The 18239-nt window shown below is 67.9% G+C and carries 22 protein-coding genes and 1 tRNA gene; 14 read left to right on the forward strand and 9 right to left on the reverse strand.

The window, feature by feature from the left end; translation table 11 throughout:
* Nucleotides 1–121 precede the first annotated feature (121 nt).
* The gene (locus FCF25_RS10900; RefSeq protein ID WP_137048737.1) at nt 122–445 is read left to right on the forward strand and encodes a hypothetical protein; all 324 of its coding nucleotides are present in this window, start codon (nt 122–124) and stop codon (nt 443–445) included.
* A 295-nt stretch (nt 446–740) separates the two neighbouring features.
* Here FCF25_RS10900 and FCF25_RS10905 read toward each other — a convergent pair whose 3' ends face one another.
* The 5 genes from FCF25_RS10905 to FCF25_RS10925 all read right to left on the reverse strand — a co-directional run bounded on the left by FCF25_RS10905 (nt 741) and on the right by FCF25_RS10925 (nt 5641).
* A complete protein-coding gene (locus FCF25_RS10905) occupies nt 741–1178 on the reverse strand; it encodes a transcription elongation factor Spt5 (protein ID WP_058581097.1) in 438 nt (145 codons plus the stop codon).
* Nucleotide 1179: 1 nt separating this feature from the next.
* Nucleotides 1180–1353: a protein translocase SEC61 complex subunit gamma gene (locus FCF25_RS10910; RefSeq protein ID WP_117592174.1), complete on the reverse strand. Its 174-nt coding sequence runs from the start codon at nt 1351–1353 to the stop codon at nt 1180–1182.
* Nucleotides 1354–1517: 164 nt separating this feature from the next.
* Entirely contained in the window at nt 1518–2666 is a 1149-nt protein-coding gene (gene ftsZ / locus FCF25_RS10915) for a cell division protein FtsZ (RefSeq protein ID WP_117592172.1), read from the reverse strand.
* Nucleotides 2667–2813: 147 nt separating this feature from the next.
* Nucleotides 2814–4217 carry a D-aminoacyl-tRNA deacylase gene (locus FCF25_RS10920; protein ID WP_137048739.1) on the reverse strand — a complete coding sequence of 468 codons (1404 nt, stop codon included), beginning with the start codon at nt 4215–4217 and terminating at the stop codon, nt 2814–2816.
* A gap of 80 nt (nt 4218–4297) precedes the next feature.
* Complete coding sequence (locus FCF25_RS10925; RefSeq protein ID WP_117592168.1) at nt 4298–5641, reverse strand: sodium:calcium antiporter; 1344 nt, start codon at nt 5639–5641, stop codon at nt 4298–4300.
* A 138-nt stretch (nt 5642–5779) separates the two neighbouring features.
* On the opposite strand from FCF25_RS10925, the gene FCF25_RS10930 reads away from it, so the two are divergent.
* From FCF25_RS10930 to FCF25_RS15655, 7 genes are all read left to right on the forward strand, one after another.
* Nucleotides 5780–6601: a shikimate dehydrogenase gene (locus FCF25_RS10930; RefSeq protein ID WP_137048741.1), complete on the forward strand. Its 822-nt coding sequence runs from the start codon at nt 5780–5782 to the stop codon at nt 6599–6601.
* Between the two features lie 44 nt (nt 6602–6645).
* Nucleotides 6646–7482 (forward strand): helix-hairpin-helix domain-containing protein, encoded by an 837-nt coding sequence (locus FCF25_RS10935; RefSeq protein ID WP_137048743.1) that lies wholly within the window; start codon nt 6646–6648, stop codon nt 7480–7482.
* 43 nt (nt 7483–7525) lie between these two features.
* Complete coding sequence (locus FCF25_RS10940) at nt 7526–9100, forward strand: anthranilate synthase component I family protein (RefSeq protein WP_137048745.1); 1575 nt, start codon at nt 7526–7528, stop codon at nt 9098–9100.
* Nucleotides 9097–9693, forward strand: a complete 597-nt coding sequence (locus FCF25_RS10945) for an aminodeoxychorismate/anthranilate synthase component II (RefSeq protein ID WP_137048746.1) — start codon at nt 9097–9099, stop codon at nt 9691–9693. Before FCF25_RS10940 ends, FCF25_RS10945 begins: the two co-directional genes overlap by 4 nt.
* Complete coding sequence (locus FCF25_RS10950; protein ID WP_137048748.1) at nt 9686–10615, forward strand: aminotransferase class IV; 930 nt, start codon at nt 9686–9688, stop codon at nt 10613–10615. Before FCF25_RS10945 ends, FCF25_RS10950 begins: the two co-directional genes overlap by 8 nt.
* A gap of 69 nt (nt 10616–10684) precedes the next feature.
* Complete coding sequence (locus FCF25_RS10955; RefSeq protein ID WP_117592158.1) at nt 10685–11104, forward strand: Rieske (2Fe-2S) protein; 420 nt, start codon at nt 10685–10687, stop codon at nt 11102–11104.
* A 59-nt stretch (nt 11105–11163) separates the two neighbouring features.
* Nucleotides 11164–11322, forward strand: coding sequence for a hypothetical protein (locus FCF25_RS15655; protein WP_168191240.1), 159 nt, complete (start codon nt 11164–11166; stop codon nt 11320–11322).
* A 154-nt stretch (nt 11323–11476) separates the two neighbouring features.
* Here the strand turns inward: FCF25_RS15655 and FCF25_RS10960 are convergent.
* The 3 genes from FCF25_RS10960 to FCF25_RS10970 all read right to left on the reverse strand — a co-directional run bounded on the left by FCF25_RS10960 (nt 11477) and on the right by FCF25_RS10970 (nt 12871).
* Nucleotides 11477–11551, reverse strand: a tRNA-Met gene (locus tag FCF25_RS10960).
* Nucleotides 11552–11636: 85 nt separating this feature from the next.
* Nucleotides 11637–12089 (reverse strand): GtrA family protein, encoded by a 453-nt coding sequence (locus FCF25_RS10965; RefSeq protein WP_137048750.1) that lies wholly within the window; start codon nt 12087–12089, stop codon nt 11637–11639.
* A complete protein-coding gene (locus tag FCF25_RS10970) occupies nt 12086–12871 on the reverse strand; it encodes a glycosyltransferase (RefSeq protein WP_117592154.1) in 786 nt (261 codons plus the stop codon). The genes FCF25_RS10965 and FCF25_RS10970 overlap by 4 nt, the downstream gene beginning before the upstream one ends.
* Before the next feature lie 184 nt (nt 12872–13055).
* Here FCF25_RS10970 and FCF25_RS10975 point away from each other — a divergent pair, with 184 nt between their 5' ends.
* Nucleotides 13056–15524 (forward strand): DUF2298 domain-containing protein, encoded by a 2469-nt coding sequence (locus tag FCF25_RS10975; RefSeq protein WP_137048752.1) that lies wholly within the window; start codon nt 13056–13058, stop codon nt 15522–15524.
* Nucleotides 15525–15542: 18 nt separating this feature from the next.
* Here FCF25_RS10975 and FCF25_RS10980 read toward each other — a convergent pair whose 3' ends face one another.
* The gene (locus FCF25_RS10980; RefSeq protein WP_117592150.1) at nt 15543–15809 is read right to left on the reverse strand and encodes an HAH_0734 family protein; all 267 of its coding nucleotides are present in this window, start codon (nt 15807–15809) and stop codon (nt 15543–15545) included.
* Nucleotides 15810–15944: 135 nt separating this feature from the next.
* On the opposite strand from FCF25_RS10980, the gene FCF25_RS10985 reads away from it, so the two are divergent.
* Genes FCF25_RS10985 through FCF25_RS11005 form a run of 5 tightly spaced genes read left to right on the forward strand, consistent with a single transcriptional unit; the run spans nt 15945 to nt 18162 of the window.
* Complete coding sequence (locus FCF25_RS10985) at nt 15945–16229, forward strand: 50S ribosomal protein L44e (RefSeq protein ID WP_117592149.1); 285 nt, start codon at nt 15945–15947, stop codon at nt 16227–16229.
* 3 nt (nt 16230–16232) lie between these two features.
* The gene (locus FCF25_RS10990) at nt 16233–16406 is read left to right on the forward strand and encodes a 30S ribosomal protein S27e (protein ID WP_117592147.1); all 174 of its coding nucleotides are present in this window, start codon (nt 16233–16235) and stop codon (nt 16404–16406) included.
* 16 nt (nt 16407–16422) lie between these two features.
* Nucleotides 16423–17223, forward strand: coding sequence for a translation initiation factor IF-2 subunit alpha (locus FCF25_RS10995; protein WP_137048754.1), 801 nt, complete (start codon nt 16423–16425; stop codon nt 17221–17223).
* Nucleotides 17220–17402 carry an RNA-protein complex protein Nop10 gene (locus tag FCF25_RS11000; RefSeq protein WP_137048756.1) on the forward strand — a complete coding sequence of 61 codons (183 nt, stop codon included), beginning with the start codon at nt 17220–17222 and terminating at the stop codon, nt 17400–17402. The genes FCF25_RS10995 and FCF25_RS11000 overlap by 4 nt, the downstream gene beginning before the upstream one ends.
* A 4-nt stretch (nt 17403–17406) precedes the next feature.
* Entirely contained in the window at nt 17407–18162 is a 756-nt protein-coding gene (locus FCF25_RS11005; RefSeq protein ID WP_137048758.1) for a proteasome assembly chaperone family protein, read from the forward strand.
* Nucleotides 18163–18239: the final 77 nt, after the last annotated feature.

Below are 18239 nucleotides of genomic sequence, written 5' to 3' on the forward strand. Positions count from 1 at the left end.
GCGTCCGTTCGCTTCCACTCACAGTCTCCCTCTCGAGAGTACTCAATTAGGGATTGCTATTCGACGACGACGATGCCGGGCGAGGAAAACGGTTTTAGCAGTTCCCTACATGTCGGCTGATATGTCGCTCTGGACGTGTGGTGTCGCGGGCTGTGACGCGCGGTTCGAAGACGCCGAATCCGCCGTCGTTCACCAGACCAACGAACACGAACGCACCGAGTGCAAAGTCTGCGGCGCGATCGTCCCCGAGGGCTACTTCGCCATCCGCCACGCGTTCGACGAGCACTCCCGCGCCGAGTACATCCGCGCGTACAACGCCGACTCCGCGGCCGTCCGCATGCGCGAGGGTATCCAGTCGGCAATCGAGGAAGAGGCGGACCTCCAGCGAATCGTCGAGCAGGTGGACGCCGGTGGACAGGCAAAGTCGGAGACGGAACCCGAGTAACCGGTCGCGGGCGGCCGCGGCCCACGGAGCGTCCGGATAGATTCGACGAGCGACGGGCTGCGACGGCGCGTCTGCGCTTCTCCTTCGGGAAACTGAAACAGCGGTCGGGACGAGTCTCGCCGGCGTTCTTTCGCTTCTCGGCTCGGATTGGTCGGGAGCTATCGCTCGCACGGTTCGAGGCGCTGTCGCTCCTCACTGGTCTCTCGAGAGAGCAACGCGAGCGAAGGAGGGGTCGAAGGGCGCGTCAGCGCTCTTCGGAATCTGCTTGCGGCTACGCCGCTCGCACGGTTCGGAACTACCGTTCTTCGGAGTCGAGCACGCGAATCTGGTCGCCGCGGACCGTCACCGGAATCGGGACCGTCGCCTCGTACAGTTCGACGGTCACCTGGTCTTTGGCCTCGTCGATGCGCTGGACGCGGGCCTTCTCGCCCTTGAATGGCCCGGCGATGAGTTCGACGATGTCGCCCTCGGCGATGCCCTCGACGTCGGGCGTCGGCGAGAGGAAGTGTTCGACTTCCGCGAGGCTGGAGTTGCCGGGGACGATGCTCCGGGCGTGCGGAATCTCGTCCATGAGGCGTTCGAGTACGGCCGTGTTGTCGGCTTCGACCATCACGTAACTCGTCAGCGAGTCCGGCGCGATGACGGCGTGAATCTCGGGCTCTTCCTTCGTGGCGAGCATGTCGGCGACGGTGCGCTCCTGTCTCGCCGTCGTCTTCACGGCGAAGATGCCCATCTCACATGCCCCCGGGGATGAAGCTCATCACCGCGAAGATGACGAAACCGAGGAAGCCGACGAGGAAGATGCCGATGCCGGCGATCTTGGCGATCTGGCTGAACTCCTCCCACTCCGGCGTGCTCGCCATCTTCAGTACCCGCACGTAGCTCGCGATGTCGTATTTTACGTCCATGTTGTCACCGATAGAGCGTGATGCCTTTTCTATCTATTGAATAGCCGACGCGGGCGCGGGGTCGGCGTCCGCCCGGTTCCGTGGTCGCCCCGCGATACCGCGACGTGACCGTCCGATTACTCGATTACTCGGCTACTCGATTACTCGATTACTCGACTACTCGATTACTCAACGAAGTCGATATCTTCGGCCTGCTGCGGTTGCTGCGGTTGCTGGCTCTGCTGTGCGCCGGGTTCGTCCGACCGGCCGTAGATCTGCGGCGAGTCGACGCCCGTGACGACGATCATCGTCCGCATCTGACCTTCGAGCTCCTCGTCGATGGAGGTCCCCCAGATGATGCGCGCGTCGGGGTCGATACGGTCGTAAATCTCCTCGACGACGCCCTCGGCCTCCTCGATGCTCATGTCGGTGCCGCCGGTGACGTTGACGAGCGCGGAGTTCGCCCCCGAGATGTCGACGTCGAGAAGCGGCGAGCGGAGCGCCGACTTCACGGAGTCCTGGGCCTTCTGTTCGGAGTCGGACTCGCCGAGACCGATCATGGCGACGCCGCCCTTCTCCATGACGGTGCGGACGTCGGCGAAGTCGAGGTTGACGAGACCGGGTTTCGTGATGAGCTCCGTGATGCCTTTCACCGAGCGCATCAGGACTTCGTCGCTCACTTTGAACGCCTGACGGACCGGCAGTTTGCCGACGGCGTCGAGCAGGCGGTCGTTCGGGACGACGATGACCGTGTCGGCGACGTCGCGGAGTCGCTCCAGCCCCGCCTCGGCGTTCGTCCGTCGGACCTCGCCCTCGGCGGTGAACGGCGTCGTGACGATGGCGATGGTGAGCGCGCCGGACTCGCGGGCCGCCTTGGCGACGACGGGCGCGGAGCCGGTGCCGGTGCCGCCGCCGAGGCCGGCGGTGACGAACACCATGTCCGAGCCGTCGATGGCGTCGTGAATCTCCTGCTGGCTCTCGATAGCGGCCTCCTCGCCGACCTGCGGGAGCGACCCGGCCCCGCGGCCCTGGGTCTTCTCCTGACCCATCAGAATCTTCGTGTCCGCGGAGGTGTCGACGAGGTGCTGGACGTCCGTGTTGGCGGCGACGAGACTCGCGCCGTGGATGCCCTCTTCGGCCATGCGGTTGACCGTGTTCCCGCCGGCCCCGCCGCAGCCGACGACGGTGATGTTCGTCTGGAGGTCTTTGAGAATGTCCTGCAGTTCGTCGTCCGTCATCGTCCCCGAACGCTTCGGTTCGGCGTCGAATCCCTCGCCGCCGGTCCCACCCGACTGTTCGGCCTCGTCTATTGCTTCGTCGACGATCGAGTCCATATTTATGCGCAAAGCTTACTGAGCGGCCTTAATTATCTTTTCCCCCTCGCGTCGGACGGTCGTCTGACGATTTTTCCGCGAGGGTAACCGGAGATTTATCCGAACAGATAGCCGACCAGTTAGCTCGCCGGAAACCCGCCAGGCGGTTTAGTACCGAAACGCGACCGTCCGGTCGACGTGGACGACGTCCGGGTCGATTCGTTCGCCCTCGTGTTCGACGGCTCGCCCGGCCGCGAGTTTGCCGAACGTCGGCCCCTCGGAGATGCCGAGCGTCTTCGCGCGCTCGGGGTCGAACGCGCGCTCGCTGGCACGGACGACACGGTCACTCTCGTCGCGTTCGACGTCGTCGTACTTCGCTTCGAGAACCGTCGCCAGCGCGTCGACGAGCGCGTCGTAGTCGCTCTCGTCCGCCAGAGCGAGGCGGCCGACGGCCCGCGTGCCGCTCTCCTGCGTCTCGAAGGCGACGGCGGAGTCGAGCACCGCCTCGCGCACCGACTCGGCGTCGACGCCCTGCGCTTCGGCGAGCAGTTCGGCGGGGAACTCGACGACGGAGAACGCGTCGGGGTCGTCGACGCGCCGACTGCCGAATCGGAGACCGTCCTCGACCGTCGACAGTTCGTCTTCGAGCGCGGAGACGACCGACAGCGGTCGGTCGCCGACCTCTCGAAGCCACGTCTCGCTCACGACGGTGTAACCCAGGTCGTCGACGACGGTTTCGAGTTCCGGGTTCTCGCCGTCGACGAGCGCGAACTCGGCGTCGCTCCGTTCGAACGCCCGTTCGAGCACGTCGCGGTTCGCCTCGGGCGCGCCCATCGCGTCGAGTTGCCAGTCCGCGCCGACGTGGCCGACGGCCCACTCGGTCTCGCGGACGACGCGGCCGAACCGGGGCGCGTAGTGGCCGCCGCCGAAGCCGACGACGTGGCGGTTGGGTTCGTCGCCGGGGCTTTCGAGGTTCACCGCCGCCTCGCGGAGGTCGAGAATCGCTTCGGCCACCGCGCGAGCGGCCTCGGGGTCCTCCCACTGCGGGTCGTCGCTGCCGAGTTCGACGAACATCGACGGGAGCGAGAGGTCGGTGGGGCCGTGGTGTGTCGCCTCGATACCGACCTCGTAGCCGTCCGGCGCGTGCTCGGCGAGCGCGTTCACGACGGTTTTCTGTGCACCCGGACAGGCGCGCGCGAGTTCCCGGTCGTCGCCGCCGTACTTCTCGGGGCCGAAGTTGCCGGTGAAGTGAGCGGTGAGAAGCGCCCCCGTCTCGCCGGAGTGCCGAGAGGCGAAGACGAGCAAGTCGGGGGCGGCAGCGGAGTCGACGTCGGTTTCGGTGTCGACGCCGGAATCCGCGGCGTCGACGAACGCCGCCGCGGGGTCGTCGAGGTAGATGTGGAGGTCGTCGAACGTCCGGAGTTCGAAGCCGTCGGTTCGGTGGACGGTCCCGCCGCCGTCGGCGTCCGGGCGGGTGTCGTCTACGTGTTCCTCCCAGTCGGCGAGTTCGAGCAGGTGCTCGCCGATGTGTTCCGATGCGTAGTCGGCCCGACTGACGACGATGGCGATCACTGGCGAGTCGTAGGCGAAGCGACCGTAAAACGAGTCGGGATTCGGTTCGCGGTCGACCGGAGTGTCAGACGGCCGGGAACTCAGTCGGCGCGTTCGGCCTGCGACTGACCCCGGCCGAAGGCGTCTTGGGCGGTGTCGGCGGTCCGGTCGAGCAGCCCCCGGAGCTCGTCGCGGCGCAGGACGAAAAGCGCCGTTCCGAGGACGAGGTAGACGGCGGTGTAGATCAGGAGGACGTCGATAGCGTCGATACCGAACGGGAGCGTCACGAGGTCTCGGATGATGAGGAACTCGATGCCGACCTGCGAGACGAACAGCACGAGCAGGGCGACGGCCTCGCGGGCGCTGATGTTGAAGTTCACGAGCACCGCGAGCGCGAAGAAGCTCTGCGCGGCCGTGATCCAGATTTCGGCCGACTGCTTGAAGTCGAACGGGAGGGTTCCGACCGCCCCCGCCGCGAGGCTGTAGACGACGGCGAGCGTCCCGATGAGCAGCGTCCACTGGTTGAGCTTCGAGGAGATGAGCGCGTTGAACCCGGCGGTCGAGCGCGCCTTGTTGACGAGGTAGGCGACGACGATGAGTTCCGGGCTCTCGCTGGCCAGCGGCGCGATCCACTGGATCATGAAGAACGCGGGGATGCCAAACTCGGTGCCGAGCGTCTCCAGGCCGTGCGCGAACGGGTGGACGGCGGAGTAGATCATCAGGCCCGAGTACGCGAACAGCGTCAGCACGACGGCGACGCGGCCGCCTTTCGGGTAGCCGTGGAAGTACGCGGGAACGCCGACCTGCTGTTCGTGTTCTTCGACGTCGCCGCGGACGATGACGGCGATGTAGAGGGCGTACAGACCGACCAGCACCAGCGTGTCGACGACGCCGATACCGTCGTTGAGCGGGACGAAGAAGGCGTACGCCGTCGCGGCGAGCAGGAACGCGATTTCGGTCGAGATGTCCCGGTCGAGGTTGACGACGTCCGCGAGCGTCCCGGGACGCGACTCGACCGCGGGGTCGGAGGCGCTCCCGACTCGGTAGAGCGTGAACAGCGCGATGCCGGACCAGCCCAGTCCGATGAGGATGCGGTTCGCGCCGGTCATGTTGGCGACGGCGAGGTTCGCGGCCTCCGCGCCGCGGGCCGTGCCGATGTTCGCCCCGGCGGTCCAGGCGTACAGCGCGTCGACGGCGTACTCGGGGGCGACGGCCAGCACCGCGAGAACCGCGATGGCGAACGCGCGGGGAACGTCTTTCTCGGCGGTCTCGGCCCCCCACGCGAGGAGGAACGACGACCCGAGGACGGCGACCCCGCTGACGGCGACGGTCCAGAGTGGCGGCAGCGACTCCGCCGACCCGGTCGCCCAGACGTAGACCCACGGGAGAGTAAGACCCGTCGTGGCCGCGACGGCCATCAGCGGGTGTCGAAGAACTGAACTCATCGTCGTTGACTTCCAAGGTGGTAAACCTATTTCTTCTGCTTCGAAGTCCCCGTACGAACGTAACGCTCTCGCCGCAACCGAGTCGCCAGTTCCACCGCTGTCGGGGTGCTTATGTCGCTTCCGCGACCACCGCGACGTATGCAAGTGTTCGGACTCGTCGGCAACCCGGTCGGTCACTCGTTGTCGCCGCCGATGCACGAGGCGGCGTACGACGCGCTCGGGATGGACGCTCGGTACGTCACCTTCGAACCGTCGCCCGAGCGGTTCGAGGCCGCTCTCGACGGCGCGGACGCGCTCGGCGTCGCCGGCCTCAACGTCACGATTCCGTTCAAACGGGACGCGCTCGAACTCGTCGACGCCGACCCGCTCGCCGAGCGAATCGGCGCGGTCAACACCGTCGACTTCGCCGGCGACACCCCGCGCGGGTACAACACCGACGCCGCCGGCGTCAGTCGGTCGTTCGCCCGCCACGACGTCTCGCTCGACGGGACGGACGCCGTCGTCGTCGGCGCGGGCGGGGCGGGGCGTGCGGCCGCGTTCGCGCTCGCGGACGACGGCGCGTCGGTCCACGTCGCCAACCGAACCGCCTCGCGCGCGACCGCACTCGCCGACGAACTGAACGGAGACGAGGCGACCGACCGGGTCGCCACCGGCGGCGACCTCGACTCGCTCGACGCCGCCGTTCCCGAAGCCGACGTGCTCGTCAACGCGACGAGCGTCGGGATGGAGTCCGACGAGACGCCCGTTCCGTCGGGCCTGCTGCACGACGGGCTCGCGGTGCTGGACGCGGTGTACGCCCCGCCGGACACGCGACTGCTGCGCGAGGCGCGCGAGGCGGGCGCGACGACCATCGACGGGGCCTGGATGCTGCTGTACCAGGGCGTCGTCGCGTTCGAGCGGTGGACCGGCCGGGACGCGCCGGTCGACGAGATGGACGCCGCCCTCCGGTCGCGGCTGTGACCTGTCGGGGGTTTTTAAATACGGAGGCATCATACTACCGGCCAATGGCACTCTTGGACAAGCTCAAGTCGTTGCTCGGCCTCAACGGGTCGACCGACGAGCGTGAGCGCGACCCGTCCGTGACGGTCGAACGCGACACGCGAACGGAGGCGAGTACGGAGACGGAAGCCGCAGTCGAAGAAACCGACGAGTCCGTCGAGGCAGACGACGCCGCCGAATCCGCCGACGCCGCCGAATCCGCCGACCCCGCCGCCGACAGTGCCGCCGCGGCGTCGACGGAGACGCTGGTCGACGAGGATACCGAGGAGACGACCGCGGCGGAACCGGCGGAGGCCGCCGGCCCCGAGAGCGACGAGATGGACACCGACCTCGAGACGGAACTCGACGAGGCAGACGAGGCCGACGGTTCCGAGTCCGACGAGACAGACGAGAGGGCCGTCGAAGACGCCGACGAATCCGTCGTCGAGGAGGCGGAGCCGATTAGCGAGGCGGAAGAGCCCACCGAGGACGAACCGGTCGCGGCGGATACCGACGCGACGGCGTCGACGGAGTCGATGGTCGACGAGGACGCCGAGGACGAGGCCGCAGCGGAGCCGTCGGAGGCCGCCGGTCCCGAGAGCGACGAGATAGACATCGACGATGACCGAGCGGAAGCCGACACCGCCGAGGCCGAGCCCGACGCGGACGAACCGGCGTCGGAGTCTTCCGACTCCGTCGATACGGTCAAGGGGATCGGGCCGGCCTACGCGCAGCGGCTCGCCGACGCGGGCGTCGAGACCGTCGCGGACCTCGCTGCCGCCGACGCCGCCGAACTCGGCGAGCAGATAGACGTCTCCGAGAAGCGCGTCGACACGTGGATTGCGCGCGCTCGGGAGCAGTGAAAGCTGCCGGACGCGCGGACCGCCCGCGGCCGCTTCGACGCCGATGACCGAACCCGTTGTGCGGACCTCTCGACGCGAGTTCAGAGCGACGGCGACGGACGCGCCGCCGGGCGCTCGCGTTCCGGTCGAACTCCGACTCTCGGTGTCGGACCCGTTCGAGGCGTACCGACGCGCGCGGGACGGCCCCGGCGGATTCTTCCTGGAGACGACCGGCGGCCAGTCGGGGTGGGGGTACTTCGGCGTCGACCCCGTCGAGCGACTGCAGGTGAGCGCCGACGCAGTCGTCCGCGACGGTCCCGAGCGCACGGACGCGGACGACACCGGACCGGCCGCCGGGTCGCCGTCGTTGTCGGCGCTGTCCGCGCTGCTCGATTCGGAGACGCTCGCCCGCGGCGACTGCGAGGTGCCGTACCCCTGCGGCGCGTTCGGCTGGCTCTCCTACGACCTCGCCCGCGAACTCGAAACGCTGCCCGAATCGGCGGTCGATGACCGGCGGCTCCCGCATCTGCAACTCGGCGTCTACGACTGCGTGGCCGCGTGGCGCGAACCGCGGGGCGGAGGGACGACGCTCCGCGTGACCGCTTGCCCCCGAATCGACCCTGAAACCGACCTCGACGAACAGTACGAGACGGCCGTCGAGCGGGCGAGTTCGCTCGCCGAGCGCGCGACGACCGGCGACCCGAGCGTCGAACCGCTCGCCGCCGCGACCGAACGAGGACAGTTCGAGAGCGACTGCGGCCGCGAGGCGTTCGCCGACCGCGTGCGGACCATCAAGCGGTACATCCGCGACGGCGACACGTTTCAGGCGAACGTCTCCCAGCGCCTCGTCGCCCCCGCTGCGGTTCACCCCGTGACGGCGTACGCGGCGCTCCGCCGGGTGAATCCCGCGCCGTACTCCGGGTTGCTGGAGTTCTCCGGCGCGCGCGGCCCGAACTCAGTCGACCTCGTGAGCGCGAGTCCCGAACTGCTCGTCGAACGCGCGGGCGACCGACTCGTCACCGAACCCATCGCCGGAACCCGGCGACGGGGGGCGACCGACGAGGAGGACGCCGAACTCGAAGCCGACCTGCTCGGCGACGAGAAAGAGCGCGCCGAGCACGCGATGCTCGTCGACCTCGAACGCAACGACCTCGGGAAGGTGTGCGAGTACGGCAGCGTCGACGTGACCGAGTACCGCCGGGTCGACCGCTACGCGGCCGTGATGCATCTCGTCTCGGTCGTCGAAGGCCGGATGCGCGAGGAGTCGACGCTCGCCGACGCCGTCGCCGCGGTGTTCCCCGGCGGCACCATCACTGGCGCGCCGAAACCGCGGACGATGGAACTCATCGAGGAGGTCGAGGCGACCAGACGCGGGCCGTACACCGGCAGTATCGCCGCGTTCGGATTCGACGACCGGGCGACGCTGAACATCGTCATCCGAACGCTGGTCCGCTACCGCGACGAGTACCACCTCCGCGTCGGCGCGGGCATCGTCCACGACTCCGATCCCGAACGCGAGTACGACGAGACGTTGGCGAAGGCCCAGGCGCTCGTCGAAGCGATGGGCGAGGCGCTCGACGGGACGACGCTCGGCGTCGACGACGCGGGCGAGTCCGGCGATTCGAGGACCGAGAGATGAGTGCGGAAACCCTCCCCACGGTGCTCGTCGTCGACAACTACGACTCGTTCGTCTACAACCTCGTCCAGTACGTCGGCGAACTCGCGGACGTCGTCGTCCGCCGGAACGACGCCGTCACGGTCGAGGAGATTCGGGAACTCGACCCCGACGCCATCGTCGTCTCGCCCGGCCCCGGCACGCCCGAGGACGCCGGCATCTCGATGGCGGTGTTCCGCGACCTCGACTACCCGACGCTCGGCGTCTGCCTCGGTCATCAGGCGCTCTGTGCGGCCGCGGGCGCGCCGGTCGGCCACGCACCGGACGTAGTCCACGGGAAACCCTCGACCGTCGTTCACGACGGCGAAGGCATCTTCTCGAACCTTCCCGAACGGCTCTCGGTCGGGCGGTACCACTCGCTGGCGGTCGAGCGCGACGACCTTCCGGACGAACTGGTCGAGACGGCGTGGACCGACGACGAGCGGCGGGTCGTGATGGCGGTTCGGCACCGCACGCGCCCGCACGTCGGCGTCCAGTTCCACCCCGAGAGCATCCTCACCGAGAGCGGTAAACAGATGGTAGCGAACTTCCTTCGGGAGTACGTCGACGATGAGTGAACGCGACTCTCCCGACGATGGCGGAACCGGCGGAGCGAGTTCCGCGAGCGACGCGGAACTCGTCTACCACGTGAACGGCGAACTCGTTCCCGCTTCGGAGGCGACGGTGAACGTCCGCGACAGGGGGTTCATGTACGGCGACGCCGCCTTCGAGACGCTCCGCGTCTACGGCGGCCACCTGTTCGAGTGGGACGCCCACGCCGACCGACTCGCGGAGTCGTGCGAGATTCTCCAGTTGGACCACGGCCTCTCCGACGAGTCGCTCCGCGGGCGAATCGAGGAGACGCTCGCGGCGAACGAACTCGGAGACGCCTCGGTGAAACTCTCCATCAGTCGCGGCGTCCAACCCGGGAAACTCACCCCCTCGCCGGAGGTCGACCCCACCGTCGTCGTCACCCTCTCGCCGCTGGGTCGCGGCGGCGTCGGCGGCGAGAAACCGTGGGACGGCCCGGCGACGTTGCAGACGGTGAAGACGCGCCGACCCTCGAATCGGGCGCTCCCGTCGAAAGCGAAGACGCACAACTACCTCAACGGCATCTTGGCGCTCCTCGAACTTCGCGTCACGGGCGCCGACGAGGCGCTCGTTCTCGACGACGAGGGCTACGTCGCCGAGGGCGCGACGAGCAACGTGTTCTTCGTAGACGGCAAGCGCCTCTGCACGCCGAGTCTCGACGGTCCGGTGCTCCCGGGCGTCACCCGCGACGTCGTCCTGGAACTCGTCGAGTCGGAGGGCATCCCGGTTCGGGAGGGCTTCTTCACGCCCGACGACGTCCGGGGTGCCGACGAGGTGTTCGTCACGAGTTCGACCCGCGAGATTCGCCCCGTCGGCACCGTCGACGGTATCGACGTCGAGACGGGGCCGGTGACGCGGCTGCTCTCTCGGTTGTACGAGACGCGAGTCGAGGAGTTGTACGAGTCGTAGAGTTGCACGAGTCGGAGTGCGGAAACTGCGGACGGAAAGACGTTCAAAGGCGGCGCGACGAGAGACGGTATGGACGACGACCAGCGAATCGCCGCACTCTCGGAGGTCCCGACGGACGGCACGCTGCTGTTCACGTTCCGGGAGGGGACCGAGCGCGGCGAGGCGATTCTGACGAAACTCGACGACGGAACCGTCGTCGCCTTCCGGAACTACTGTCAGCACTGGACCGACGTGCGCCTTGACAAGGGGTCGGGCGCGCTCGTCAGAAACGGCGACATCGTCTGTCAGAAACACGGCGCGACGTTCGGGCAGGCGACCGGCTACTGCGACTTCGGCCCCTGCGAGGGCGCGACGCTCGACGAAGTCGACGTCGCCGTCGAGGGCGACGCGGCGTATCTCGCCGACGACTCGCTTCGGTTCGAGCATCTCGGCCCCTCCGGCGAGCACGACCTCTCGTCGGGCAGTCGAATCGACTTCACGGGGACGTGAGAGCCAGGGCCGACGCACTTACCGGATACGTTATGTCGGCCGAAAACGACGTTCGGACGATGGTCGTCGAACTCCTCCTCCTCCCCGCCCTCATCGGCTTCACCTTCGTCATGACCGCGGCGTACGCCGGGACGTTGCGTGCGCTGGAAGTGTACTTCGACCCGACGCAGGACAGTATCTTCCTCTCCGACGGAGCAGAGCCACCAGAGCAGCAGTGAGCGGTCCGTCGGTAAGGAGTGGCGGAAGGTAGACTTGAACTACGCGGACTCGCTCACGTCGTTCGCTCGTCCTCTCGTTCAAATCTACGCCTGCTACTTTCTCGCTCCGTAGAGACGCGGAGACGAGACTCCGCGTCGTAGTTCGCTCGAAAAGTAGCGGGAGGTAGATTTGAACTACCGATCTCCGGGTTATGAGCCCGGCGGAATCTCCTGGCTATCCCATCCCGCTACTTCTGACAACAGGATGCCCTCGGTTAAGGGTTGTGATTCCGACGCCGTATGTCAGTTTCCGCCGTGGTATCGTTCGCCGCCGCTCACTCGCTGGCCACGCGCCACGTCAGTAAACTCTCCGCGACGTAGTTGAGCAGCATCGACGCGAGAATCGCCACCGGGAGCGGAATCACCTGCCAGAAGTCGAAGCCGGCGACGACGACGCTCACGTCCTGTTGGCGGAGCACGCGGACGACGACGAACTGCAGCGCGAGACCGCCGCTGCGGACGAGGTTCGACTTCAGCAGTCGCCGCACCGCCGGGAACGCTCCCGACGCGCCCTCGTCGGCGAACGTCCAGCGGTCGTTGATCAGAAACATGACCACGATGGCGACTTCCGCGCCGACCAGTTTCGCCACCTCCGCGAGCACGCCGAACCAGACGGTCAACACGGCGCTGACGGTCAGGTCGAAGACCGCGCCGAGCGCGCCGACGGAGACGAACTGGCCGAATCGCTTACCCGACAGCAGTTCGGTCGCCGTGCGATTCAGCCTCATTCCTCTATCGGGTCCGGCCCGAGGCGTTCGACGAGCGACGGCGTCGTCGACCGGCGGGCGTCGAGCATCGCGTGCAGTCGGTCTTCGCGGATGAGCTTCGCGCGGTGGCGCGCCGACAGCAGACTCAGCCCGAGGTCGAGACTCGTCCGAATCGGCGAGACGGTCGACCCCGGTCTGTCCTCCCACTCGACGGGCACCTCTACGACCGCGTGGTCCAACGCGGCGGCGACGGCGACGAGTTCGACGTCCCACGCGAATCCCGGTTCGTAGAGGTGGCTCCGAGCGTCGGCCCACGCCTCGGCGGTCATCGCCTTCGCGCCGCACTGGTAGTCGTACAGCTCCGTGTCGAGTAGTCGCTTTGCGAGCCACGCGAAGCCGTCGCCGAGGCGGCGGCGGGCGAGCGTCTGGTGGGCGGTCACCGTCGCGTCGGGGTGTCGACGCGACCCGACGCTCAGGTCGGCCTCGCCGGCGAGCACCGGCGCGAGAACCTCTGCGAACGAGTCGGTCGGCGTGCTACCGTCGGCGTCGACGAACGCGAGCACGTCCGTCGATAGCGCCTCGAAGCCGGCGGTTATCGCCGCCCCCTTCCCGCGACGGACCGGCGACACGTTCACCGTCGCCGGGAGCGACGAGAGCTCGTCGACCGACTCCGGCGTCGGTGCGTCGAGTTCGACGCGGACCGCCTCCGGGTCCAGCCGCTCCGTCAGCGCCTCGAGGTAGGCCGCGAGCCGGTCGACGTCCGGCCGATACGCGGGGACGACGACACCGACGGAACGTGACATGGGCCGCGATTTCTTTCAAGCGATAAAAAAGTATTTGACTCGAACCCGAGCCGCCGGGCGCGGCCGGGTCGGCGGGCCCGGGGAACGCGCCCGCTCCGGCAACCAGAGCGCCCGCCCCGGCAACCAGAATGCCCGCCCCGGCAACCAGAAACGGTTTATTGGCGCGCTCGCGTTCCACCGGTAGATGGAGTATCTGTACGTCGCCGTCTGGCTCGTCCTCTACGCCGTGCTGGCGGTCCTCGGGCTCCCGCTCGCGGCGCGGCTCTTTCGACACGTCCCCGGCCGCGGGCCCGGCTTCGCGCTCCCGCTGTCGCTTCTCGTCTCGACGCTCGTCGCCCACTGGGTCGGCCAGTTCTCGTTCGGCCTCGGAACCGTCGTCGTCGCCGTCGCCGTCCTGCTCTCGCTCTCGGCGGCGACGGCGTTCGACCTCGCGGCGCTCCGAGAACGCCGTCTCGTTCTCGCGTCCGGATTCGACGTCGACAGGCGCGCGGTCGCAGACACCGCGGTCGTCTTCGTCGTCGCGTTCGCGTTCCTGCTTTCGATTCGCGCCGTCGACCCCGCGGTCCACGCCGCCGGCGGCGAGAAGTTCCTCGACTTCGGCCTGCTGAAGGCGCTGCTCCGCGCCGACGCGCTCCCGCCGGAGGACTTCTGGTTCGCGGGCGAGCCCGTCCAGTACTACTACGGCGGGCACCTGCTGACGGTGCTTCTGGCGATGCTCACCGACACGCCCGCGAGATTCGCCTACAACCTCTCGCTCGCGGGCTTCTACGCGATGCTCGTCACTGCGACGTTCGACCTCGCGGGGTCGGTCGCGTCGAGTCGCGGCGGCGCGCGTCGGCCCGCCGGGCTGTTGTCCGCGTTCTTCGTCGGTCTCGCCAGCAACCTCGTCACCGGGGGTCGCGTCGTGTTGACGGTACTCCCCGAACCGGTGCGGCGCCCGCTCGCCGGACTCGTCGCCGCCGAGACGACGCAGTACTCGCCGGACGAACTGCTGGCCGGCACCGATTCGTTCAGCTACTGGACCGCGAGCCGCGTCATCGAGGGGACGATAAACGAGTTCCCGTTCTTCGCGTGGCTCAACGGCGACCTGCACGGCCACATGATGGGAACGCCGTTTCTGCTCCTCGGAGCGGCGCTCGCGTTCGCGTACTTCGAGACGCCGCAGTCGGAGCGGCCGCTTCGTCGAACGCTGTTGTTCGTCGCGCTGCCGGCGCTCGGCGGTCTCCAGCTCGTTCTCGACACGTGGAGTTTCCCCTCCTTGTTCGGCGTCGCGGCGCTCGCACTCGTGTTCGCGCCCGCGCGACCCGAAACCCTACTTCCCGACCGCGTCGCTTCGGCGGTGCGGTACAGCGACGACGACGACCTGTTGCCGGCGCAGGCCGGGCGTCTCGTCGTCGCCGTCGGCCTCGTCGCCGTCGCGGGGGTAGTCGGCGCGGCGCTCGGGGCTCCGTTCCTGCTCACGGGTGCGTCCGGCCGCGAAGTGGCGCTCCTCGCCCCAGCGAATCGGAGCGGCCTCGGCGCGCTGTTGCTCGTCCACGGCGCGTTCGTCGCCGGCTTCGCCGCCTACCTCCTCTCGCGGTTGGCCGAGGGCGACACGTGGCTGCTCGCCGCGTCCGTCGTCGGCGTCGTCGTCGTCGCGGTCACACAGGGGATGGCGGCCGTCGCGCTGATCCTCCCGCTTCTGGTCTTCGGCTGGGTCGCGCTCGCGTTCGACCGCGACGTCGGGTTCGAGACGGTGCTCGTCGTCGCCGGGGCCGGACTCGTGTTGCTCGTCGAGTTCCTCTACGTCAACGAGCAGGCGGGACCGCTCCGGATGAACACCGTGTTCAAGACGTACATCCAGGTGTGGGTGCTGTGGGCGACGGCGCTCGGCCCGGCGCTGACGCTCCTGCTCGCCCGCCCGCTGCCGACGCGCATCCGGCGGGCCGTCTCTGCGACCGACGGCGGCACCGAGACCGACGGCGGCACCGAGACCGGCGACCGCGCCGGGGCCGACGGCGGCACCGGGGCTAACGCGGAGACGAAGTCGTCTCCCGCCCGAGCGTCGGAGGCGGCGACGGCGACGGCGCGGACGCTCGCGCTCGGTCTCACGCTCTGTCTCGTCGTCTCGACGGGTTTCTACGCGCCGCTCGCGCTCGGTAACCACTTCGAGGGGGCCGGCGAGCCGACGCTGGACGCGACGCAGTTCGCCGAGACGGACCATCCGGAGGAGGCGAAAGCTATCGCGTGGCTCGACGAGAAGCCCGGTCGTCCGACGTTGCTGTCCGCACCGGGGACGTACCACTACCCGAACGCCGAGTCGGGGTCGTACCCGTACCCGCCGGGTCGCTACGGCTGGAACTCGAACCCGGCGTCGACGCTGACCGGCATCCCGACCGTCGCCGGCTGGGGCCACGAGATCGGCTATCGCGGATTCGACACCTACATCCACCGCGTCGAACAGGTCGACGCCGCGTTCACCGACGACGCGGCGCTCGTGGACGTGCTCCGCGAGTACGACGTCCGGTACGTCTGGGTCGGGCCTGCGGAGCGGGAGCGCTACGGCGAGACGTCCGTCGGCGACGTGTCCGGCGTCTCCGTAGCGTATCGGACCGAGACGGTGACAATCTACGAGGTCGACCGTGACGAACTGCCGGGTAGCGACGGGTCGTAATCGGCGGAAGAAGAGAACTCAGACCGAGAGCTCGCTGCGCGCTTTCACGACGTCGAGCGCCTCGGCGTCGATGGACTCGACGGTGAGCCAGTGGGGGACGTACTCGCGCTTCTCGTACGCTTCGCGCTCTTCGGCGGTGCCGATGGTACACCACAGCTGCACCTCGTCGGGGCCGTGCCAGTCACCTTGGCGCTGAATCGAGAAGCAGATCTGCTCTTTCCCGTCGTAGTTGATGACCGCGTCCTTGCGGATGCCGGGGTCTCCGTGGACGATGAGCTGTTGCATAGTCGTGCGTTTGGAAGGTTCGGGCTTAACGACTTCGGTAACCGAGCAGTCGCCGCCGCATCGAGGGGCGTTCGGCGAGTCGGAACCAAACGCGTTTTAACGGGCGACGGCAAAGAGTCAGCAAGGTAGATAGCTATGCAGATGCCACGCCGTTTCAACACGTACTGTCCGCACTGCAACGGCCACCACGAAGTGGAGGTCGAGAAGGTACGCAGCGGACGCAGCACCGGGATGAAGAAGGTCCAGCACCGACAGCGCCGACGCCAGACGTCGCACATCGGCAACGCCGGCAAGTTCTCGAAGGTGCCCGGCGGTGACAAGCCCACGAAGAAGACGAACCTCAAGTACCGCTGTTCGAGCTGCGGGAAAGCGCACATGCGCGAGGGCTGGCGCGCCGGTCGACTGGAGTTCCAGGAGTAGACGATGGCGGGAAGTTTCTACCGCGTCGTCTGCCCGGACTGCGAGAACGAACAGGTCGTCTTCGACCGCGCCGCGACGCCCGTCAACTGCGTCGTCTGCGGCAGCACGCTCGCCCGACCGACGGGCGGCAAAGCGGCTTTCGAGGGCGAAGTGACCGAAACCGTCGAGGCGCGGTAAACGCCTCACTCTTCCCATGAAATTTCGCGGCTGGCCAGACAACGGCGAACTCGTCGTCGGCAAGGTGGACGAAATCGCCAACTTCGGCGTGTTCGTCGACCTCGAAGAGTACGAGGATAGACGCGGTCTCGTCCACATCAGCGAGGTCGCCAGCGGGTGGATCAAGAACGTCCGCGACCACGTCCGGGAGGGACAGACGGTCGTCGCGAAGGTGCTCGACGTCAATCAGTCCTCCCAGCAGATCGACCTCTCGCTGAAGGACGTCAACGAGCACCAGCGCAAGGAGAAGATACAGGAGTGGAAGAACGAGCAGAAGGCCGACAAGTGGATGTCGCTGGCCTTCGGCGAGGACGTCGACGACGAGCAGTACGAGACCGTCGCCAACGCCCTCTACAGCGAGTTCGGAAGCCTCTACGACGGTTTCGAGCAGGCGGCGATTCACGGCGCGGAGGCGCTCGAAGACGTCGACCTCTCCGACGATGAGACCTCGGCTATCGTGGAGACGGCCCGAGAGAACGTCTCGGTGCCGTACGTCAACGTCACCGGCTACGTCGACATCCGGTGTCCGACCGGCGACGGAGTCGACGACATCAAGGAGGCGCTCCGCGCCGCCGAAGGAAACGGCGACGTCCGCGACGAAATCGAACTGTCGGTCTCCTACGTCGGGTCGCCCGAGTACCGCATCAAGGTGCGCGCGCCCGACTACAAGACCGCCGAAGCCGAACTGGAGGCGAGCGCAGGCCGCGCCCGTCAGTCCATCGAGGCCGCCGGCGGTACCGCGGTGTACCACCGCGAGCGCGACGAAGAAACCGAATGAAGTCCGACATCCGGGTCTGCTCGGCGTGGCGCGAGCGCCACTCCCGCCCGGTGTACACCCTCTCCGAGACGTGTCCCGAGTGCGGAGCCGCAGCCGAGAACAGCGCGCCGGCCCCGTTCAACCCCGAGGACCCCTACGGCGAGTACCGACGCGCTCTTAAGCGGCGCAGTCGGCAATAAAGCCATGGACGACATCGACATCGAGGCGGTCGCCGACCCCGAACTCGACGACCCGGTTCTCGTCGAAGGGCTGCCGGGCGTCGGTCACGTCGGGAAACTCGCCGCCGAACACCTCCGCGACGAGTTCGACGGCGAACTGGTGCGTCGCGTCTACTCCTCGGACTTCCCGCCGCAGGTGAGCGTCGACGACGAGGGCGTCGCCGACCTCACGTGCGCGGAACTGCACGCCGTCACCGTAGACGGGACGGATCTTCTCATTCTGACGGGAGACCACCAGGCGCAGAGCAACGCGGGCCACTACCGCCTCACCGACGCGTTTCTCGACATCGCCGAGGAGTTCGGCGTCTCCCGCGCGTTCGCACTCGGCGGCGTGCCGACCGGCGAACTCGTCGAGGAGTACACCGTCCTCGGCGCGGTGAGCGGGGCCGACGGGAAGGAGGAACTCGAAGACGCCGGCGTCGAGTTCCGCCCCGACGAACCCGCGGGCGGCATCGTCGGCGTCTCCGGGCTCATCTTGGGTCTCGGCAAGCGCCGCGGTCTCGACGCCGCGTGTCTGATGGGCGAGACGAGCGGCTACCTCGTCGACCCCAAGAGCGCGCGAGCGGTCATCGAAGTGCTCCAACGCGTTCTCGATTTCGAGGTGGACTTCGCCTCGCTCGAAGAGCGCGCCGAGGAGATGGAGGAGGTCGTCGGCAAGATTCAGGAGATGCAACAGCAACAGAGCCTCCCGACCGACGACGACCTGCGCTACATCGGTTGAGACCGACGGGGGCGAGGCTGTGCTCGCCGCGCTCCGGCCGAACGCTCCGACCGAACCCCGACCGAACGCCCCGAAAC

Origin of the sequence: Haloprofundus sp. MHR1 (assembly GCF_005155585.1) — an archaeon.
Taxonomy (GTDB): domain Archaea; phylum Halobacteriota; class Halobacteria; order Halobacteriales; family Haloferacaceae; genus Haloprofundus; species Haloprofundus halophilus.